Here is an 18,917-nt window from a genome sequence, read left to right on the forward strand (position 1 = left end):
GTTGACTCTGCGTAGACCTTGGCTGACCAGGCCCTCTCGTAGTATCGTACTATTTTAGTACGTTTAGTGCAAGCGTAAGAGTGGTGAGGCGAGAGGGGTGGCCGATGCGTTTGAATGTGATGCTTGACGCATCCGATCTCGAGTGGGAGTCTCAGCACACCGGTCGCTCACTCGAGCTCAGTTCCCATCTGGCGCAGTCAAATACAGACGCGCGCCTGGGCCGGATGCACACCCCAATTCAACGACATGTGAGGTCCGAATGAACAACCAACAGGCGCACGGTGCTGATCCGGAGTCGGCGAAGGGTGAGGTACTCGACGCCCTCGTAGTCGGGGGCGGGGTTTCGGGAATCTACGCCCTTTACAGACTCAACGAGCAAGGTCACTCCGTGCGTTTGGTCGAGCGAGGTTCCGGGCTGGGCGGAACCTGGTTCTGGAACCGCTACCCCGGTGCCCGATTCGATTCCGATTCCTACTCGTACGGGTACTTCTTCTCTGAGATCCTGGCCGAGGAATGGCAGTGGAGTGAGCACTATGCCGGCCAGCCGGAGATCGAACGCTACTTCAATTTCGTTGTCGACCGGTTCGAATTACGCGACAAGGTCCAGCTCGACACAACTGTCGTAAGCGCCCGGTTCGATTCGAACAACAACGTATGGGTGGTGGGGTATGCCGACGGCCAGGAGGTAGTGACCAGATTCCTCGTCCTGGCGACCGGCATGCTGTCCGAGCCCTACATTCCTGCGTTCGACGGGATGGACGACTTTCAAGGAGTCATGGTCCATTCGGGAGAATGGCCTGCTGAGGGGATCGACTTCGCCGGCAAGCGTGTCGCGATCTTCGGCACCGGCTCGTCCGGCGTTCAGCTGGTGCCGGAGGTGGCACGAGACGCCGCGTCGTTGACGGTGTTCCAGCGCAGCGGCCACTGGGTCACACCCCTGAACAACCGGCCGTTCACACCGGAAGAGCAGGAGGGGTACCGAAAGAACTTCCGGGAAGTACACCAGAAACGACTCGGCCACATCGGCGGCTTCATTCATGAACCTGAGCCGCGCCTCACATTCGAGGTCTCGGAGGAGGAACGTCTGAAGAAGTACGACGAGGTTTACCATTCTGGGGGGCTGCGCATCCTGTCGTCGAATTTTGCCGACACCCTGGCAGACCCCGCCGCGAACCAGGAGTTCTCGAAGTATGTGGCCGAGAAGATCAGTGCGAGTATCGAAGACCCGGATCTGGCGGAGCGGCTGATTCCGAACGATCACGGATTCGGCATGCACCGCCCGCCGAAGGGAACGTCCTACTACGAGACCTACAACAGCGACCACGTCCAGCTGGCGAGCCTCAAAGAGTCCCCGGTCGTACGGTTCACAAAAACTGGTGTGGTCACCACCGAAGATGAGTTCGAGTTCGATGTAATCATCTTCGCCACCGGTTTCGAAGCGTGGCTCGGTGCGCTGAAGAAGCTCGACATCCGCGGCAAGGACGGTCAAGCGCTGATGGACGCCTGGTCCGACGGCCCACGCACCCTGTTGGGCATGGGCGTGCCCGGATTCCCCAACATGACATTTGTGGCCGGCGTGCACAGCGTGGGCGGCAACCTCCCGGCGTTCAGCGAGGTCCATGCGGATTGGGCCTCGGACTTGATCACCTACGTCAAGCGCCATGGCTACTCTCGCGTCGAAGTGACGGAGGAAGCGGCGCGCGAATGGACCGAGCATGTTTATGAAACCGTGAAACCGGTTCTGCTCGCGAAAGGTTCGTGGTACCAGCGTGGCAACATCCCCGGATCCGACGGCAAGATCTTGACCTACTACGGCGGCCTGGGGAAGTGGCGGGAATGGGCCGCTCAGGTGGCTGATAGCGGATACAAAGGCATGGAGCTCCAGTGAGAGGGAACATCACGCCCGCGGAAGTCGTCAGAACTGCTCGATGACTGAGACATTGGTGATCACGGGTGCCGGGGGCGACATCGGGTCCGCGGTTGCGTCCCGCATGGCATCCCCGGATACCCGGGTACTGCTCGTGGACGTCGACCTGCCGAACCTGCGCGCGGTGGAGAGCGCCGTACGGGATGCGTACAGCGAGGTGGCAATTCTGCAGTGCGACGTTTCATCGGAGCACGACGCGGTGCGATATAGCCGCTTCGCCAGCGAGTTCGGTGGCGGATCGGTTGACCGGTTCTTCAACAACGCCGGGATCACCGGGGCCTGTGTGCCGCTCACCGAATACCCCACCGAGACCTTCGATCGGGTCCTGGCGGTGAACGTGCGTGGTGTCTTCCTCGGACTCAAGCACATCGGGCCACTGATGGGGAGCGGCGCCGCTGTGGTGAATACTTCGAGTATCGGCGGGTCGGCCGGCCAGGCAAACATGGCGGCCTATATCGCCTCGAAGCATGCGGTTATGGGTTTGACCAGAACGGCCGCCTTGGAATGGGCCGCTCGCGGTGTACGCGTCAATGCGATCTGTCCGGGTCCAGTTGCCGGGCAGATGATGAGTACGATCTTCGCCGGCCTCGGTCTTGATCCACAGGCACGCGCAGCCCAAGTGCCGATGGGTCGGCTTGCGCACCCATCAGACGTTGCGGACTCGGTCGCGTTTCTGATGAGTTCGGCGGCCGGTCACGTCACGGGTACCTCGATTCCGGTCGACGGTGGACGCCTTGCGGGGTAGCGCAAACCACCGAATGGCACTGGTGTTGGTTGTTCAAAATGGCTCGGCTCGATGGTGAGGAGTGCAAAGTGTTCATCGAACAGTACGAATACCAGGTGAACGAAGGGATGTGGGAGCAGTGGGAGGGCTTCATGGAACGTGCCGTCCCATATCAACAGGGTTGCGGGATGACGGTCCTCGGGCTCTTCTGGGCAGACAATGATCACACCAGGTTTGTGTGGATGCGTCAGTTCGACAGCGACGAGCAGCGCGACCGTCTCTACTCAGCGGTGTACGACAGCGAGTTCTGGAAACAGAACATGCTTCCAGAAGTCCGAAGACTGGTCGTGAAAGGCAGTAGCCAGACCACCCGACTGACCCCATTCTCGGACCTGTCCGCACTGAGCCCGAAGGGCAACGGAGCATGACGCGTTTCGAGGGGAAGCGCGTCCTTGTCACCGGCGCGACCGGAGGGATCGGCGAGGAGATCGTGCGACGCCTCGCCGACGAAGGTGCCCAGCTGATAGTCACCGACATCGACCGGGATGCGTGCGAGAAACTCGTCGCGCGACTGGGCGGCGAACACATCGCACGTCAGCTCGACGTATCGACAGAATCGGCGTGGGCCGCCGTGGTCGACGAGCTCGAGTCTCGAGAGTGCGGGCTCTATGGTCTCGTGAACAACGCTGCGGTGGCAACGCTGGGATCGGTCGTCGATGAGTCGGTTACAGCGTGGGACTCGGTCATAGCGGTCGGTCAGACCGGCACGTGGCTCGGGATGAAACACGCAGGCGCGCTTATCGAACGGAGCGGAGGCGGGGTGATCGTCAACGTCTGCTCCATCCTGGGAACAATCGGCGTGCCACATAGTTTCGCGTATCACGCCGCAAAGGGGGCGGTTCGTGGAATGACCAAGAGCGCAGCCGTCTACTGGGCCTCTGCCGGCGTGCGCGTGAACTCCCTCCACCCGGGCTACATCGGCACGCCACGGATGCTCGATCGTCTCGGAGACACCAGTTTCAGCGAGGCGACCGTCGCAAGGACACCCATGAACAGACTGGGCACGCCGGCAGAAGTAGCCGACGCCGTCGCATTCCTTACCAGCCCAGAGTCCACCTTCATCACAGGGGCCGAACTCTACATCGACGGCGGATTGACGGCACAGTAGTCGTCGCAGAACGGCTCAACCGCGGGGACATCCTCGCTCACAGCTGGATCAACCTTTCGGCATCCAAGACAAGAAGAGGAGAACCCATGTCAGATTTGACAGGCAAAGTTGCATTGATCACCGGCGCAGCACGTGGCCAGGGCCGGGCGCACGCTCAGCGGCTGGCGTCAGAGGGGGCGGCGATCATTGCACTCGACTTGTGTGACGCGCTACCGAAGAGCGTCAAGTATCGCTCTTCTACGACCGACGACCTCGACAAGACGGTGGCGCTGGTCGAGGAACTCGGCGGGCGAGTGATACCCATTGTCGCCGATGTGCGCGACTTCGACGCGATGAAATCGTCCGTCGACGACGCAGTCGAGAAGTTCGGCGGCCTCGATATCGTCGTCGCGAATGCGGGAATTGCAGTAATCACAGAATGGGACCAGATCACTCCGGCGGCCTTCAGGGACACCATCGACATCAACCTCATCGGGGTGTGGAACACGGTCATGGTGGGCGCTCCCCACCTGCAGAAACGACCCGGCGGGTGCATAGTACTGGCCAGTTCGGCGGCGGGCGTTCGTGTTCAGCCCTTCATGATCGACTACGTTGCAAGCAAGTATGCCGTGACCGGGATGGCCAAGGCATTCGCGGCCGAGCTGGCCAAGGACAACATCCGGGTCAACAGTATCCACCCAACGGGTGTAAATACCGAGATGGCGACGGATCCGAGCGTGCAGGAGATTTTCGCCGCGGCGACCGAACGGAATCCGCGGCCGGCAAGCCTCTTCACAAACATGCTCGACGTCGACCTGGTCGAACCCAGCGACGTCGCCAATACCGTCGCCTACCTGGTATCCGAGGAAGCGCGTTTCATCACCGGTCACGCCATGACGATCGATGCCGGAATCACACTGCATTGACCTGTCAGCGCTGCTGAGCGATTGTTCTGTTGCCTGGCACGATGATCGTCGGTACGCGGACCCGCTGAGAAGACGCCAACGGTGCCGCCCGCGTCTCGTGTAGACGCTTGTGGCCAACCTCGGCTGTTCCCGCTGAGACGTAATGGTGAAAACCTGTTCGGCTACGGCGGGCTCGATCAGTCAGGTCTCGACGTGGAACACGCGGTGACTGAACCAGACGCTGTACTCGACCTCAGCGATTTCGCGGTCGTCGATCACCGTGCCTGGTCGCGGGAGAACGCGGCCGCTATCAGGGTAGTGAATGCCGCGGCGAGGGCATGGCCGTCGGAGCCGCTGCGCCTGCCCACCGCGATCTTGACCACCGGGTTGGAACGATGGCCCAATCAGGACCGGCCTGACCTTCATCGTCGCGGCTCCACATGACCATCGCCAGGGTATCCATTGCAGGATCCGTGTAAACGCGTCGGCGGCTCGGCGGGAAGATTGTCTTGATTTGTCTGTCGTACAACGTCTGTCGGCCAGGCGAACCCAAGTCCCGCGGGAATGTGCGCCGTCCGTCAGCGATCCTCCGGTCGCCATATTGGTGATCCCGAATGGCGCCGGGCTCCGATCGCCGGCTACGTGATCAGCCCCTCCATCTGCTCCCTCGGTGCTCCGCTGAATGGTATCCCTCCTATGACGAGGCCCTCCGCCACCCCGGCGCAACATCCGGGTTGCGATCGATGACTGTGGAAGAACGAGCGCCTCGGGCATGGCACCAGTTATAACGATACGCAAAGAACCGATTTGTGGCAGTCGGAGGAACCCAGGTTGAGGTACAGGCCGGCGGTGTCCCGCGGTGAAGCAATGTTGCGCTGAAGTTCCAATTGGCCTTTGGTAAAGGCATCTGCAACCAGAGGGAAGCTCGCGCGGCGGCACCTGGAGCCACGCTGACCACGGGCCCGCATCGGGAATCGACAACCTACGGCGATGGGGGACAAGTTCCACCCCTGCGGGTACATGCTTTGCATTCGCTCGTTTCGACGCGGGGTCTGCGAGTGCTGATCAAGGCTCGTTGTTGCTGCGTCGCGGTGCAATTCGTCGAGCGGTTCGTCCACTGATCATAGTTCCATGTGCGGTCGCGCATCGTCGACCTGCGTCGTCCTCGACTACCACTTCGACATACTTGATCCGAAACCCACTCGGCAACAGTGTGCCGCGAACGGTCAGAGGGAAATGGGCGGGCGAGTGGAACTGGATGTGCAGGGAGCCGGTGACTGGCACGAAGTCCGGCGCAGACGCGCGAGCGGCAACGACTGCCATTGCCTGGTCCGCGACAGCGGCAACTATCCCGCCGTTGATGGCAGAGTTTGCGTTCAAGGGGAAATTGCTGACTTCCAACATGAACTCGGATTGTTCGGGTTCGACTGACAAGCACACGAGCCCGATTGCCCTCATGCTTTCCAGGGAATTCGCCCACGATATCCAATCTGTTCTCGACCCGCTTGCCGGCAGTGGCTGGTGCTGCGGCGGGCTACAAGCCGAAGGGTGTTCCATGGGTCCCGGTAGTCCTATCGTTGGGGCAAGCTGAGATGTTTGGCGGGCAAGGTGCGGGCCGGGGACTGACCCGGGGCACACCGTATGGAATACCCACGCCCGGTCCGCTCAGTAATAACGTACAGTAGAAGTACGTTATGGAGTGTGAACTTTATGAGTGTCCCACTTCGGTCGAAGCCAGGAGGGGAATGTGGAAAGCGGCGCTGAAGATACCACAGTGATGCAGGTGCCAGTCGGCAGGCCGCGGCAAGCCGGCTACGACAGGCGTATTCTCGAGGCGGCTGTCCGCGTATTCGCCTGCCGCGGCTGGGAACGCTTCACCTTCGACGCGGTGGCGTCGGAGGCCGGAGTCGGAAAGCCTGCGTTGTACCGACGGTGGAGTTCGCGTATCGAGTTGCTCCGAGCTGCGACCACTCAACTCGTGGATCAGACCGCCGTCGACCACGGGTCTCTGCGCGCAGACATCGAAGACTATATTCGGCGGTTCTTCAACTTCATGATGACTGACTCTGGTCGCGCGTGGTTACGACTTCAGGTAGAGCTGCCGTTTCATTCTGAGCTGCAAGTTATCTCGCGCTCGGACCTGCTACATCCCGCCCAGATTGAGTTCGAGGGGATCACGTCTCGCGCTATCGAGCGGGGGGAGCTGACCTGCTCTCCGCCAGTGAAGCTCATGCTGGAGGCGATCGGCGGGCCGGTCGTGATGCGTACTATCCACACCCCACCGTCGGAGCGCGCGAAGTTGACCTTGCAAGAGGAAGCCTACGTGGAGGAACTCTCCAACTGGACTCTCCGCGCACTGGCAGAGTTCGGACGGATGTCAGGCGAGGCAAACTCGTCTTGAGAATGCGGCCACAGCTGTCTAGTTCCATCGACGACAGTCGATCACTCATCGCTCTCGGGGGGTGCTCCGGTAGGGCTTGGGTGCGTTCAGTCGGCGAGCGCCTGGCCCTGCGTATCTTCACGTAGCGTCACGGGTGCCGTGATCGACACGGCGACTTCCAGCGGATGCGAAAGCAGCCTGTCAGGTTGCAGCCCTCGGGAACCCTTGTCGCCTCCCGCTTCTCTTCACCCGCCCGAGTCTTCGCCGAGCGAGAAACCGAAGGGGGCAGGTACGAGGGCAGCAGTATTCCAACTCGGCGGCGACACTCTCCGGGCCGGCGGCGCGATCGCCAAAATAGGCAGCCTGCTGGGAGCGTCCGCGAAGGAGTTCTGCCGAGTCGAGTCCTCGACGGAATCCGGAAAAGTGGAGCACACAGCTGGTTGGCCCTGCACTCGAGCTGCTTCGACGCCTAACCGAACGTCAGACGAATGCATCATTGGAACACAGGTGCCGACGGGACTACGCAAGCCGCGGCTTATCGCGGCTCGTGAACGAAAGGTGCCACGTCAGTGTGAAGGTGGCTCCTCCCACGGCTTTCGGGTGGCGAACGACCGGCTCGCCGCCCGATCTCCCAATGACGCGATCGCGCTGCACGCGTCTTAGCAGAGAGCGAAATCGACCTCCACATCCGCCGTCAGCGCAGATCCAGGACCTTTTTCCCAGCACACTGAGGTGATAGACGACATGAGGCGAAGAAGCGACGACAGTGCAATGCTGAACCTCGCACTCCGATGGGCGCCCTACGGCAAGGTGCCCATCAGCGAAATATGGGTCACGTTCGGAATGAGTCCCGCGCGGTTCCATGCATCCCTGAAGCGGATACTGGGCACGCTGGCTTCAAGTGAGCTCTCACCAGAGCAACGCCGATCCCTTGAACGCCTGATCCAGCCGGGCGGCCAACGTCTCTCCAAGGACTGGACCGTCGCAGGGGTAGGCGCAGTCCAGGCGAAGACGCTCACTGGCTCGTAGGTGGCGAGTTCGAAGGCTTGACGTCGGCCATCACCTCACCTAACGTACGAGTACAGTACGTAATGGTCCTGGTCACATCCCACTCGGCTCCACACCTGGTAGCCGCGGTTGAACACCCGAAAGGCGGTCATCAATGGCGAGTAAAGAAGCTGCCAAGTTTGTCGAAGACTTGAAGCGGCATGGCGCGCGCATGGCAGCAGTGGCTCACCTGCCCCTCGACGATCAGCGTGTCGTCGCCGAAGGCCTGCAAGCGATGACCGGGGAACCGGATGGAGTGACTTTCAGCGATGCCTCGGGCGATGCCGTTCCGGGATTGTGGGTGCAGCCATCCGCGTCTGATGGCTTCGCCGACGCAGTCATCATCTACCTGCACGGCGGGGGTTACGCGTTCGGTACGCCTGTTGGCTACCGGAACCTTGCCGGCCATGTGGCTCGGGCAGCGGGAGCGAAGACCCTGGTCCCGAAGTACAGGCGTGCGCCCGAGAATCCGTTTCCTGCGGGACTCGATGATGCAGTGACCGCGTACGAAACCGTCCTCAAGAAAGGAGTGCCCGCGGAGCACGTTGTATTGGTGGGTGATTCGGCTGGAGGCGGCCTGGTCCTGTCCACTCTGCTCAGACTCAGGGATCAAGGACTGCCGTTGCCTGCAGCTGCGGCGTTGATGTCACCGTGGACTGACCTCGAGGCGACAGGCGAGTCTATGACGACCAACGCCGATCTCGACCTGATGGCGACCGCCGACGGCATGCGCGCACTCGGATCGCTCTACGCCTCTGGCGCGATTGACGATCCTGTCGCATCGCCGGTCCGTGCTGATCTCACGAATCTGTGCCCACTGTTCATCCAGGTCGGAGGCCACGAGACACTTCTCGATGACTCGATCCGGCTGCGGGACAAGGCCCTCGAATGTGGGGTGGCAGTCGAGTTCGAGGTATTCCCGGAGATGCAGCATGTGTTCCAGATGGGAGCTGGCCACGTTCCAGAGGCCGATCTCGCTATCGAGAAGCTCGGAGCCTACCTCCGAGCCGCGTTGTCGAAGAACTGACGTGGTCGTCAACGCTGCGCACGCCGCGCCGAAGCTGAGCGGCCCACTGGATGGTGTTCGTGTTGTCGAGGTCGGAGTGTGGCACGCCGGACCTGCGGTAGGCGCGATCCTCGCCGACCTGGGTGCTGACGTGATCAAGGTCGAAAGCCTACAAGGGGATCCCGAACGACTCTTCGCTGCCTTCGCGCCGATGACCGACACGCGCAACATCGATGCCGACGGTTGGACTGTCATGTTCGAGCTCTCCAACCGCGGCAAGCGCGGGATCAGCCTAGACTTGAAATCCGACGCCGCGCGTGGAGTTCTGGAACGCCTCGTCAAGGGGGCCGACATCTTCGTCACCAACCTCCGTGGCCCTACACGCAGAGCGCTCGGAATCGACTACGAGGCGTTGTCGGCGATCAATCCGACGATCATCCATGTCAACGTCACCGGCTTCGGAGGAGACGGACCCCTGGCCGATGCGGGAGCGTTCGACAATGTGGGGCAAGCGATGTCGGGCATGATGTTCACCGCGGGCGGAGACAACCCTCAGCCGCTCAACGTCCTGGTCATGGACCACCTCACCGCCATCGTCGGCAGTCATGCCGCGATCACGGCGTTGGCAGCGAGGGAACTGCACGGAATTGGGCAGGAGGTGCACACCTCTCTCTATGGCGCTGGAACATGGCTGATGTACGGCAACCTCGGATTCACCGGTGCGCGGGGCCACGAGGTCTCGATGAACGGTGATCGGCTCAGTCGGTCGCCACTGCGCAACCTCTACAAGTGTTCGGACGGCAAGTGGGTGATGGGAACCAATCATCCCGAACAAGAACACTGGTCGACCTTCTGCCAGGTTCTGGGTTGCGCGGAACTCGTCAATGATCCGCGCTTCCACGACGTCGACTCCCGTAATGCCAACCTGAAGTTGCTGTATCAGATTCTCGACGAGGCCTTTCAAACGAAACTCCGCGAAACCTGGCTTGACGAACTTCGGTCGGCGGGACTGTTCTTCGCGCCGGTCCACAGCTTCACCGATGTGCTGAGCGATGAACAGGCGCTGGCCAACGGGTACGTCGACGACGTCGACCATCGGCACCTGGGCACTGTCCGTCAGCCGTCCTACCCGATTCGGTTCGGCGCTTTCAACGCAGGCCCCACCGGCCCGGCTCCGTGGTTGGGAGAGCACAGCCGAGAAATTCTGGCATCGGTCGGCTACAGCGATGCCGAAATCGAAGCGTTGATCGAGGCGGGCGCTGTCAACAACGCGGGGGAGCACCGGTGACCGATACCAGCCCACGAGCGCTGTCCGGCATCACCGTGCTCGAGGTTCGCAGCATAGGTCCAGGACCGCTGGCCGGAATGCTCCTTGCCGACATGGGAGCAGATGTAATTCGAATCGATCGCCCGGGAGTTCCGACTCGCGGCGCATCCGATCACATTGCACCGACACACCGAGGCAAACGCTCCGTGTCGATCGACCTCAAGACCGACGACGGTCGAGAACTGCTGCTCGAGATGGTAGAGCACGCGGACGTTCTGATTGAAGGTAACCGTCCCGGCGTCATGGAACGAATTGGCTTGGGACCAGTTGACTGTCATCGTCGAAATCCTCGGCTCGTGTACGGGCGCATGACGGGATGGGGCCAGGATGGACCGCTGGCGTCGGCCGCCGGGCACGACATCAACTACATCGCTTTGAGCGGAGCCCTCGAAGGCATGGGTGCGGATCCATCGGGGCCCCCGGTACCGGCGGTCAGCTATGTCGGTGACTTCGCCGGCGGCACCATGTTCCTACTGTTCGGAATCCTGTGCGCAGTGCGAGTCGCAGAGCGTACCGGCGTCGGGCAGGTCGTCGATGCCGCCATGGTCGACGGCGTTGCGGCTCTCAGCGCTCCGTACCACGGTCTGCTCGCCGATGGAAAGTGGAAGTTGGGTAGGGGGCGCAACGTGATTGATGGCGGTGCACCCTACTATCACGTCTACGAATGCCGAGATGGGCAGTTTGTCACGATCGCTTCAGCGGAACCGCAGTTCTACGCGCTGCTACGCAGCTGCTTGGGTCTGACGGAACCGCTGTGGGACGCGCAGCATGACGAAGAACAGTGGGCGGTGCAGGAGCAACGACTCGCCGACATTTTCCGTACTCGCACACGCGATGAATGGTGCAGCATTCTCGAGGGAACCGATGTGTGCTTCGCTCCGGTTCTCAGCCTTGCAGATGCCCCTCGCCATCCACACAATGTGGCACGCGAGACCTTCGTATCCGTTGGCGATGTCATTCAGCCTGCGCCTGCGCCCAGGCTCAGTCGCACACCCGGAGCCATTGGCGGCCCGCCTCCCGTGGCCGGCTTGCACACTCGTGAGGTGCTCGGTGAACTAGGTATCGGCACGGATCGCGTGAACAACTTGATTTCTACCGGCGCCGTGGCGATAGCAGAGCACCCGACAGCGGGACAGTAGATATACATGTCGGCTCGTTCCCGACAGCTGACCTTTTCACACATTACTCAAAGTTAGGAATGATCGCTGATGAGCGACGTTGCACAGTGGTACCCCCCGGGCCCGTATGAGTACACCCGGGACTGGGACTTTCTCGTCGACTTCTCAACGGATACCGATGCCTATCGGTCCGCCCTTCCCCCGGCACTGTCCCCCGAGGAGAACTCCCGAGCCTGGCTGCGCGTCTCGTGTCACAAGACGTCGTCGTTTGGACCGTACATTGGCGCGTATATCGGCCTGTACGCCGAGTATCAGGGCGCGCCCGTTCGATACACAGTCAGTGGATTGAAAACGGATTTTATGGGGACGATCGCCGCGCGTGAGATCTGGGGATTGCCGTACGGGCTCGGTCGGGTCGAGGCCGGCTGGGCGGGAAGCCTGTTCCGTTGCGACATCTTCGGTTACACGAATGAGGCCTTGGCATCTGTGAAGCTGCAGACGACCTCTCGCCGTACCGCAGAGCACAAAGCGTATGCCGCGTGTTACACCGCCGATTTGCGAGATCACACGGGGAATGTCCTCAAGACCCAATTGCTCAAGGCTCAGAATGCCTACAGCCTGGGAGAGGCGGACACGTGGGACGCCGTGGCCACACTCGCGCTTCATCAGGGGACCGCACTGAACGACTGGTCCCTCATCCCGGTTGTCGACGTCCTACACGCCGAGTATCGAACCGGAGGAAAGAGCAGCCTCGGCATGGCTCAGGTGCTGACCGAGTGGTGAATTGTGCATCAAGGTGTGGACTCGCTTACCCATTTAACGTACGATTATCGTACGTAACAGCGGAAGTTGGTCCGCGCTACGCATGGTCGATCGGAGCGTGATCCGATGCCGCGTGGACGCTACCCCGAAACAGATCAAGGAGTTTGCTGTGGTCACTGTCGAGGCCCTGCGACAGCTGGTGGATTCCGAGCCCGACTTCGAGTTGATTCACGATAGTCGCGTCGGACGACAGCACACGCGTTATAGGAATGAAGCCAGCTCGCTTCGCGACCTGATGGTCAGTCTTGCCGGCCACGGCGAGGCAGTTGCACTGCAGATGGACGACGAGTCGACCACCTACAGCGAGCTCTGGAGCAACATTGTTGCCGCTTCTCACTGGCTCCGATCTCACGGCGTCGGGGCGGGGGACAGAATCGCAGCACTTGCCAGAAATATTCCCGAACTTCCGGTCGTGTTCTGGGCAGCACAGGCCATCGGTGCGGTATTCGTGCCACTCAATCCGTCCTGGACCACCGATGAGGTGGCCTATGCGCTCTCGGATGCCGATCCATCGCGTGTGGTCATCGACGAGGCACTCGCTGATCGGCTACCAGAGCGCCTCCATACACGGGCAGTGTGGTTGGGCGCTGCGTCCACGAACGGTCACGGTGCCCGTGCAGGCCACCGCTGGGCAGAAATTGTGGCCGATCGCGGTCATCGATGCCTCCCCGATGTTGTCATCGGCCCAGATCACTTGGCGACAATCGTTTACACGTCGGGGACCACCGGACGGCCGCGGGGGGTGGTACACACGCACGGCAACCATTGTGCATCCGTAAGCAACGCGCTGCTCACCGCGCGCGTGATGCAACATGTCGCGGGAGACACCGGCGCAGGGGACACTGTCCCGGACCAGTCCGGACAGTCAGCCGTACTTCACGCGCTTCCTTGGTTCCACGTCGCCGGCCTCGGCGCCATCTACACCTCGCTTCTGGCCGGCTCGAAGAATGTGATCATGCGCCGCTGGGACGCACAGGAAGCACTTCGGATCATCGAAGACCAGCGCATCAACTCACTCGGTGCAGTGCCAACCATGCTGGGACAGCTCGTGATGGAAGAAGGCCGCAGCACCGGAAAAGATCTCACCTCACTCAAGGCTGTCTCCTCGGGAGCCGCCGCTGTTCCGAGCGCCCTGCTTCAATCCGTGAAGGATCACGTCGGCCAACAGGCAATGCTGGTGACCGGGTACGGCCTCACCGAGACGACGGCGAGCATCGCGTTGAGTGTCGGCGACGACCTGTTTCGCAAGCCGGAGTCGGTCGGTGTGCCATACCCGGTCAACACGGTCAAACTGCTGACTGCAGAAGGTACTGAGGCGCCGCCCGGGCAGGCTGGCGAGATTTGGGTGAGCGGGCCCACCGTCGCCAAGGGCTACTGGCGAAACCCCGAGGCAACCAATAGTGCGTTTATCGATGGTGGATTCCGGACCGGGGACCTGGGAATGGTCGACTCCGATGGCTATCTGTTCATCGTTGGGCGAATCAAAGATGTGATCATCCGGGGCGGCGAAAACATTCAGGCGGCGGAGGTTGAGCAAGTAATTGCAGAGCTCCCAGAGGTCATGGAGGTCGCCGTCGTGGGAATGCCGCACCCGGAATACGGCGAGGAGGTCGTGGCGGTAATCACGACGTATCCCAATGCGCAGATCGATGACCAGAATGTCGACGATCACTGCCGAAAGCGGCTGGCCAAGTTCAAGATCCCGTCGCGCTACATCCGGGACGTACCCATTCCCCGCACTGCGACGGGCAAGTCGCTCAAGAATCAGCTTCGCAAATCACTACTGACGAACATTGACACGGCAGCCGGCCTCTCATCGGAGTCCGGCGGTGCCACACCGACGACAGGAAGAATTCAATGACCGACAAACGCACCGCCCTCGTCACTGGGGCGGCACGGGGAATCGGTGCCGCAGTGGCACAACGACTTGCAGCCGACGGCATGAATGTCGCGGTACTCGATCTCGACGAGAGCGCCTGCGAACAGACAGTCTCGACAATCTCTGCAGCTGGCGGACGAGCGATCGCGGTAGGCGCTGACGTCAGTGATGAGGATCAGGTCGCCAGTGCGGTCGATCGAATCGACGAGGAGCTGGGGGCCCCGACGGTTCTGGTGAACAACGCAGGGATTCTCCGGGACAATCTGCTGTTCAAGATGTCACTGAGTGATTGGCGCCAGGTCATGGAGGTGCACCTCGCAGGCGCATTCTTGATGACCAGGGCCGTGCAGGGCCACATGGTGTCCGCGAAGTATGGTCGCATCGTCAGCATGTCCAGCACCGCGGCGCTGGGCAATCGGGGGCAGGCGAACTACTCGTCCGCAAAGGCGGGTCTGCAGGGCCTGACGAAGACCCTCGCGATCGAGCTCGGGAAGTTCGGTATCACCGCCAACAGTATCGCCCCAGGCTTCATCAAGACCGATATGACTGCAGCGACAGCGGCTCGAATGGGAATGGAGTTCGAAGAACTCATCGCCTCGGGCGCTGCGCAGATCCCTGTCGCCAGGGTGGGCCAACCCGAGGACGTCGCGCACGTGGCCTCATTCCTGTGCAGCGAAGGTGCCGGATTTGTTTCCGGGCAGGCCATCTATGTTGCCGGCGGGCCGGTGTGCTGACGTCCGTCACGCTGCGGATGTCAAACAAAGACTGCAGCATTCGATATTGACAGGAAACGCCAATGAGCACGACCTTCACCCATCAGCAGTTCCGACAAGTATTGGGGCAGTATCCGACTGGCGTCGTCGTGATCACGGCGGTAGTGCCCGGACAGCCCCCTGCCGCTCTCACCATCGGCTCGTTCACCTCGGTGTCACTGGAGCCCCCGCTGGTGGCGTTCTATCCAGATAAAAGCTCATCGTCATGGCCCCGTATTCAGCAGCAGGGCAAATTCTGTGTAAACGTCCTCAGCGCCGAACAGGAGCATCTGTGCCGACAGTTTGCGCAGAAGTCGAGCGACAAGTTCAGCGGCATCGACTGGCGTCCCTCGCCGAACGGATCCCCGATCCTGAAAGGAGCAGTCGCCTGGATGGATTGTGAAGTGGCCGAAGTCCGAGAACTGGGTGACCATCACCTGGTGGTCGGTCGAGTGCTGGCACTCGACTCGCAAGCGAGTGATCTGCCTCTGCTCTTCTTCCGCGGCGGCTATGGCCGATTCATCCACTCGTCGTTGGTCGCCGCAGACACCCGTCTTGTCGAGTTCCTGCCCGCTGTCGAAGTCATCCGGACGGTTCTCGAAAGCACTGCGACCGAATGCAAGGCCGAATGTCTTCTTGCTGCTCGCCTTCACGACGAGTTCGTGGTGCTGGCGAGCGCCGGAAACTTGCCGACCGTCGGTGACGCACGACCCACTCGTGTTGGGCGTCGCCTTCCCTACATTGCGCCGCTGGGTGTGGCACTTGCGGCATGGGGCCCACCGGACGACATCCCACGATGGATCGCCCGCGATTCAACTACGGGACACCCGGAGCTGGAGCAATGGTCTGAGTTGCTGGCGCTGGTCCGTGATCGTGGATACGTCATCGGACGGGGAGACATACCGTACGCGGCGCTCGAACAGGCGATCGAGGATCGAGACGGTGCGGTGTGCAGTGACATCGTGCTCGAGGCCCTCTCCGAGGTTCGGGAGACGATGCTCACCCAACCTCAGTTGTCGGACGAACACGCAGAATGCGATGTCAGGTCACTCACCGTTCCGGTGTTTCTCCCTGGCAACCACACGCTTCAGATCGGGCTCTACGGCCTCAGCGCGACGATGTCGCACCGCGATCTCCTGACGAACATCCGGCGGCTACGGAGCGCAAGCCAGCGATGCACCGAAATGTTGGGCGGCGCCGCCCCTGCTACTCCACTGCATGACGACTTGGAGGTCCCTCGATGAATGGCCTGATGCAGGATTATCCGCTGACGGTGCACACCCTGTTCCGCCGCGGCGAAAGCAACTTCGGACACAAACGCATCACCTCTGTGAGTGCGGGTCACGAAGCTGTGACCACCTATGCGGATTGGGCAGATGATGTGCGCCGGCTGGCGGGCGCATTGGACAGGCTGGGGATTCCACGCTCGGCGCGGGTGGGATCCTTTGCCTGGAACTCGATCCGGCACCTGAATCTGTACTTCGCGGTACCGGCATCGGGCCGCGTCCTGCACTGCATCAACATTCGCCTATTTCCCGAGCAGATCTCGTTCGTCATCAACCACGCGGGCGACGAAGTCATCTTCGTCGACGAGTCGCTTCTGCCCACGCTCATTCCCGTGCTGCCCTCCTGCCCGACCGTGAAACAGGTCGTCGTAATGAGGGACTCCGGCGGCGCAGCCGACTGCCATTCCGACATGAGAGGGATTGCTGTCCACGATTTCGATGACCTCGTCCGCACTACCAACCCGGTGGAGTTCGAGCCGGTCGACGAGTGGTCGGCCGCGATGATGTGCTACACCAGTGGCACCACCGGCGATCCCAAAGGCGTCGTCTACAGTCACCGCAGCGTCTTCCTGCATTCCATGGCAGCGAGCGGGGTGGACACACTCGGCATTGGTGAAGCAGACCGAATCCTGCCGTTGGTTCCGATGTTTCACGCCAACGCGTGGGGAATTCCTCACGCGGCCATTGCCCAGGGAGCGGAACTCGTGCTCCCGGGGTCTGACCTCTCCGGCCCCACCGTCGCCGATCTGATCGTTCGGCATCGAGTAACTATGACGGCTGGCGTGCCCACTATCTGGATCTCCGCGTTGCCCCATCTCGAAGGTCGCGACGTCACATCTCTGAGACTCATTGCGTGCGGTGGTGCCGCGGTTCCGGCTGCACTGTCCGAGGACTACCGGACACGCATCGGGCTTCCAATTCAGCAGGCCTGGGGTATGACGGAGACCAGCCCCCTTGCGGCGGTGGGAAAGCTCGACGCTGATCACGCGGAACTCTCAGATGGTGAGCGCGCGAAGCTGCGCACCGGAGTCGGACGACCGGTTCTAGGGGTGGAGGCCCGCCTCGTCCGGCCGGGAACACTCGATGCGGTAGCCCATGACGGCGTCGCCACAGGCGAGCTGCAGGTTCGCGGATCGTGGATCGCAAGCGGTTATTACGGTGTGGAACAGGAAGAATCCCCTCTCACCGACGACGGATGGTTGAGGACCGGTGATGTCGCGACCATGGACGAACGCGGCTGGGTCCGGCTGGTTGACCGAACCAAGGACTTGATCAAGTCGGGCGGCGAGTGGATCTCCCCGGCAGATCTCGAGAACGAGCTGATGAATCATCCGGCGGTTGCGGAGGCTGCAGTTGTTGGCGTACCACATCCGCGATGGTCGGAACGGCCGCTCGCGTGCGTCGTGCGAGTGCCAGGCCAGGATGTCGGCGAAGCCGAACTACTGAGTCATCTGTCAACCGAGTTCGCCCGATGGCAACTCCCGGATCGAATCGTGTTCGTCGAATCCATCCCGAAGACGAGTGTAGGAAAGTTCGCGAAGCGTGAGATGCGAGAACTACACCGCGCCGCCTATGCAGAGTGCAGTGACCACCATGCGTGAATCGGTGCAGATCACTTTGGCGCGACGCCCCGAAGGGCGGCTCGATCGCTCGGTGTTCGGAGTCGAAAGTGTCCGCGTTGGAGAACCTCTCGCCGGACAGGTGCTGGTGCAAAATACGGTCTTCTCCGTCGACCCGTACATGCGGCCCCGGATGGACGACGAACGCTCGTACATCGAGCCGTTCGCCGTTGGTCAGCCGCTGGAAGGTGGGGCCGTAGGCGTCGTGATCGAGTCGCGGGTGCCAACGATTCCCGAGGGTACGACAGTGCTTCATATGCATGGCTGGAGAGAGCTCTCCATCCTGCCAGCCAACGCTGTGCGCCCTCTCGACACCGGCGGATTCCCACCGTCGTACTTCCTGGGCGTTCTGGGAATGCCCGGGCTCACAGCGTACGCAGGCCTGAAACTCGCCAAGCTCGAACCGGGGGAGTCGCTGTTCGTGTCCTCAGCTGCGGGCGCAGTCGGAAGTTTGGCGGGACAACTGGCGCGCAAAATGGGGGCAGGAAGAGTCGTCGGAAGCGTCGGCAGCGACACCAAGGCGGATTTTGTCACCGGCACCCTGGGATTCGACTCCGCCGTCAATTACCGAGTCGGGCCCATTGTGGATCTGTTGGCCGCCGCGGCCCCGGAGGGAATCGATGTCTATTTCGACAATGTAGGAGGCGACCACTTCAGCGCTGCCCTGACCCGACTCCGTGACCATGGGCGCATCGTGGTGTGCGGCACGATTTCCAGCTACGAGGGTGCCGGCCGGTCCATCCCAGGAAATCTCTTCGAGATCGTCCGCAAACGGTTGACCATTTCCGGGCTTCTCGTAAACGACCACACCGCTCTCGCTGAGACCTTCAGAAATGACGTGGGCACGTGGTTACGCGAAGGAGGGTTGGTCGTTCACGAGACCGAACGGACGGGAGTGGAAAATGCCCCGGAGGCGTTCATCGGACTCTTGCAAGGCGACTTTATGGGCAAGGTGATTGTATCCGTCTAATGCGAAAT

At 61.5% G+C, this 18,917-nt stretch carries 16 protein-coding genes; 15 read left to right on the top strand and 1 reads right to left on the bottom strand.

Translation table 11 applies throughout. The features are described from left to right. Nucleotides 1-259 precede the first annotated feature (259 nt). The 5 genes from I1A62_RS04985 (at nt 260) to I1A62_RS05005 (ending at nt 4,724) form a co-directional block, all read left to right on the top strand. Entirely contained in the window at nt 260-1,888 is a 1,629-nt protein-coding gene (locus I1A62_RS04985) for an NAD(P)/FAD-dependent oxidoreductase (RefSeq protein WP_219454520.1), read from the top strand. Nucleotides 1,889-1,928: 40 nt separating this feature from the next. After that, the gene (locus I1A62_RS04990; RefSeq protein ID WP_219454522.1) at nt 1,929-2,672 is read left to right on the top strand and encodes an SDR family NAD(P)-dependent oxidoreductase; all 744 of its coding nucleotides are present in this window, start codon (nt 1,929-1,931) and stop codon (nt 2,670-2,672) included. 68 nt (nt 2,673-2,740) lie between these two features. Then, nucleotides 2,741-3,079, top strand: a complete 339-nt coding sequence (locus I1A62_RS04995; protein ID WP_219454524.1) for an NIPSNAP family protein — start codon at nt 2,741-2,743, stop codon at nt 3,077-3,079. Next, entirely contained in the window at nt 3,076-3,819 is a 744-nt protein-coding gene (locus I1A62_RS05000) for an SDR family NAD(P)-dependent oxidoreductase (protein WP_219454526.1), read from the top strand. The genes I1A62_RS04995 and I1A62_RS05000 overlap by 4 nt, the downstream gene beginning before the upstream one ends. Nucleotides 3,820-3,905: 86 nt before the next feature. Then, nucleotides 3,906-4,724 (top strand): mycofactocin-coupled SDR family oxidoreductase, encoded by an 819-nt coding sequence (locus tag I1A62_RS05005; protein ID WP_219454528.1) that lies wholly within the window; start codon nt 3,906-3,908, stop codon nt 4,722-4,724. Nucleotides 4,725-5,768: 1,044 nt separating this feature from the next. On the opposite strand, the gene I1A62_RS47070 is transcribed toward I1A62_RS05005, so the two are convergent. Further along, nucleotides 5,769-6,260, bottom strand: a complete 492-nt coding sequence (locus I1A62_RS47070) for a PaaI family thioesterase (RefSeq protein ID WP_374710680.1) — start codon at nt 6,258-6,260, stop codon at nt 5,769-5,771. A 190-nt stretch (nt 6,261-6,450) separates the two neighbouring features. Between I1A62_RS47070 and I1A62_RS05015 the strand changes: the two genes are divergently transcribed. From I1A62_RS05015 to I1A62_RS05060, 10 genes are all read left to right on the top strand, one after another. Further along, entirely contained in the window at nt 6,451-7,104 is a 654-nt protein-coding gene (locus I1A62_RS05015; RefSeq protein WP_219454530.1) for a TetR/AcrR family transcriptional regulator, read from the top strand. 1,141 nt (nt 7,105-8,245) lie between these two features. Next, on the top strand, nt 8,246-9,157 hold the full coding sequence (locus I1A62_RS05020; protein ID WP_219454532.1) for an alpha/beta hydrolase: 912 nt from the start codon (nt 8,246-8,248) through the stop codon (nt 9,155-9,157). A 1-nt stretch (nt 9,158) separates the two neighbouring features. After that, nucleotides 9,159-10,424: a CaiB/BaiF CoA-transferase family protein gene (locus I1A62_RS05025; RefSeq protein ID WP_219454534.1), complete on the top strand. Its 1,266-nt coding sequence runs from the start codon at nt 9,159-9,161 to the stop codon at nt 10,422-10,424. Then, entirely contained in the window at nt 10,421-11,602 is a 1,182-nt protein-coding gene (locus I1A62_RS05030) for a CaiB/BaiF CoA-transferase family protein (RefSeq protein WP_257890453.1), read from the top strand. The genes I1A62_RS05025 and I1A62_RS05030 overlap by 4 nt, the downstream gene beginning before the upstream one ends. 69 nt (nt 11,603-11,671) lie before the next feature. After that, nucleotides 11,672-12,364: an acetoacetate decarboxylase family protein gene (locus I1A62_RS05035; protein ID WP_219454536.1), complete on the top strand. Its 693-nt coding sequence runs from the start codon at nt 11,672-11,674 to the stop codon at nt 12,362-12,364. A 148-nt stretch (nt 12,365-12,512) separates the two neighbouring features. Continuing rightward, on the top strand, nt 12,513-14,264 hold the full coding sequence (locus I1A62_RS05040; protein ID WP_219454538.1) for a class I adenylate-forming enzyme family protein: 1,752 nt from the start codon (nt 12,513-12,515) through the stop codon (nt 14,262-14,264). Further along, complete coding sequence (gene fabG, locus I1A62_RS05045; protein WP_219454539.1) at nt 14,261-15,016, top strand: 3-oxoacyl-ACP reductase FabG; 756 nt, start codon at nt 14,261-14,263, stop codon at nt 15,014-15,016. The genes I1A62_RS05040 and fabG overlap by 4 nt, the downstream gene beginning before the upstream one ends. 62 nt (nt 15,017-15,078) lie before the next feature. Continuing rightward, on the top strand, nt 15,079-16,278 hold the full coding sequence (locus I1A62_RS05050) for a flavin reductase (protein ID WP_219454541.1): 1,200 nt from the start codon (nt 15,079-15,081) through the stop codon (nt 16,276-16,278). Then, entirely contained in the window at nt 16,275-17,921 is a 1,647-nt protein-coding gene (locus I1A62_RS05055) for a long-chain fatty acid--CoA ligase (RefSeq protein ID WP_219454543.1), read from the top strand. The genes I1A62_RS05050 and I1A62_RS05055 overlap by 4 nt, the downstream gene beginning before the upstream one ends. After that, a complete protein-coding gene (locus I1A62_RS05060; RefSeq protein ID WP_219455119.1) occupies nt 17,914-18,909 on the top strand; it encodes an NADP-dependent oxidoreductase in 996 nt (331 codons plus the stop codon). The genes I1A62_RS05055 and I1A62_RS05060 overlap by 8 nt, the downstream gene beginning before the upstream one ends. Nucleotides 18,910-18,917: the final 8 nt, after the last annotated feature.

Source organism: Rhodococcus sp. USK10 (assembly GCF_019378875.1).
Lineage (GTDB): Bacteria > Actinomycetota > Actinomycetes > Mycobacteriales > Mycobacteriaceae > Rhodococcus_F > Rhodococcus_F pseudokoreensis.

Excerpts from the sequence above, each read along its gene's own strand:
- I1A62_RS04990 (WP_219454522.1), top strand. The coding sequence starts at position 1,929 with ATGACTGAGACATTGGTGATCACGGGTGCCGGGGGCGACATCGGGTCC.
- I1A62_RS05000 (WP_219454526.1), top strand. The coding sequence starts at position 3,076 with ATGACGCGTTTCGAGGGGAAGCGCGTCCTTGTCACCGGCGCGACCGGA.
- fabG (WP_219454539.1), top strand. The coding sequence starts at position 14,261 with ATGACCGACAAACGCACCGCCCTCGTCACTGGGGCGGCACGGGGAATC.
- I1A62_RS05035 (WP_219454536.1), top strand. The coding sequence starts at position 11,672 with ATGAGCGACGTTGCACAGTGGTACCCCCCGGGCCCGTATGAGTACACC.
- I1A62_RS05050 (WP_219454541.1), top strand. The coding sequence starts at position 15,079 with ATGAGCACGACCTTCACCCATCAGCAGTTCCGACAAGTATTGGGGCAG.
- I1A62_RS05055 (WP_219454543.1), top strand. The coding sequence starts at position 16,275 with ATGAATGGCCTGATGCAGGATTATCCGCTGACGGTGCACACCCTGTTC.
- I1A62_RS05060 (WP_219455119.1), top strand. The coding sequence starts at position 17,914 with ATGCGTGAATCGGTGCAGATCACTTTGGCGCGACGCCCCGAAGGGCGG.
- I1A62_RS47070 (WP_374710680.1), bottom strand. The coding sequence starts at position 6,260 with ATGGAACACCCTTCGGCTTGTAGCCCGCCGCAGCACCAGCCACTGCCG.
- I1A62_RS04985 (WP_219454520.1), top strand. The coding sequence starts at position 260 with ATGAACAACCAACAGGCGCACGGTGCTGATCCGGAGTCGGCGAAGGGT.
- I1A62_RS05005 (WP_219454528.1), top strand. The coding sequence starts at position 3,906 with ATGTCAGATTTGACAGGCAAAGTTGCATTGATCACCGGCGCAGCACGT.
- I1A62_RS05020 (WP_219454532.1), top strand. The coding sequence starts at position 8,246 with ATGGCGAGTAAAGAAGCTGCCAAGTTTGTCGAAGACTTGAAGCGGCAT.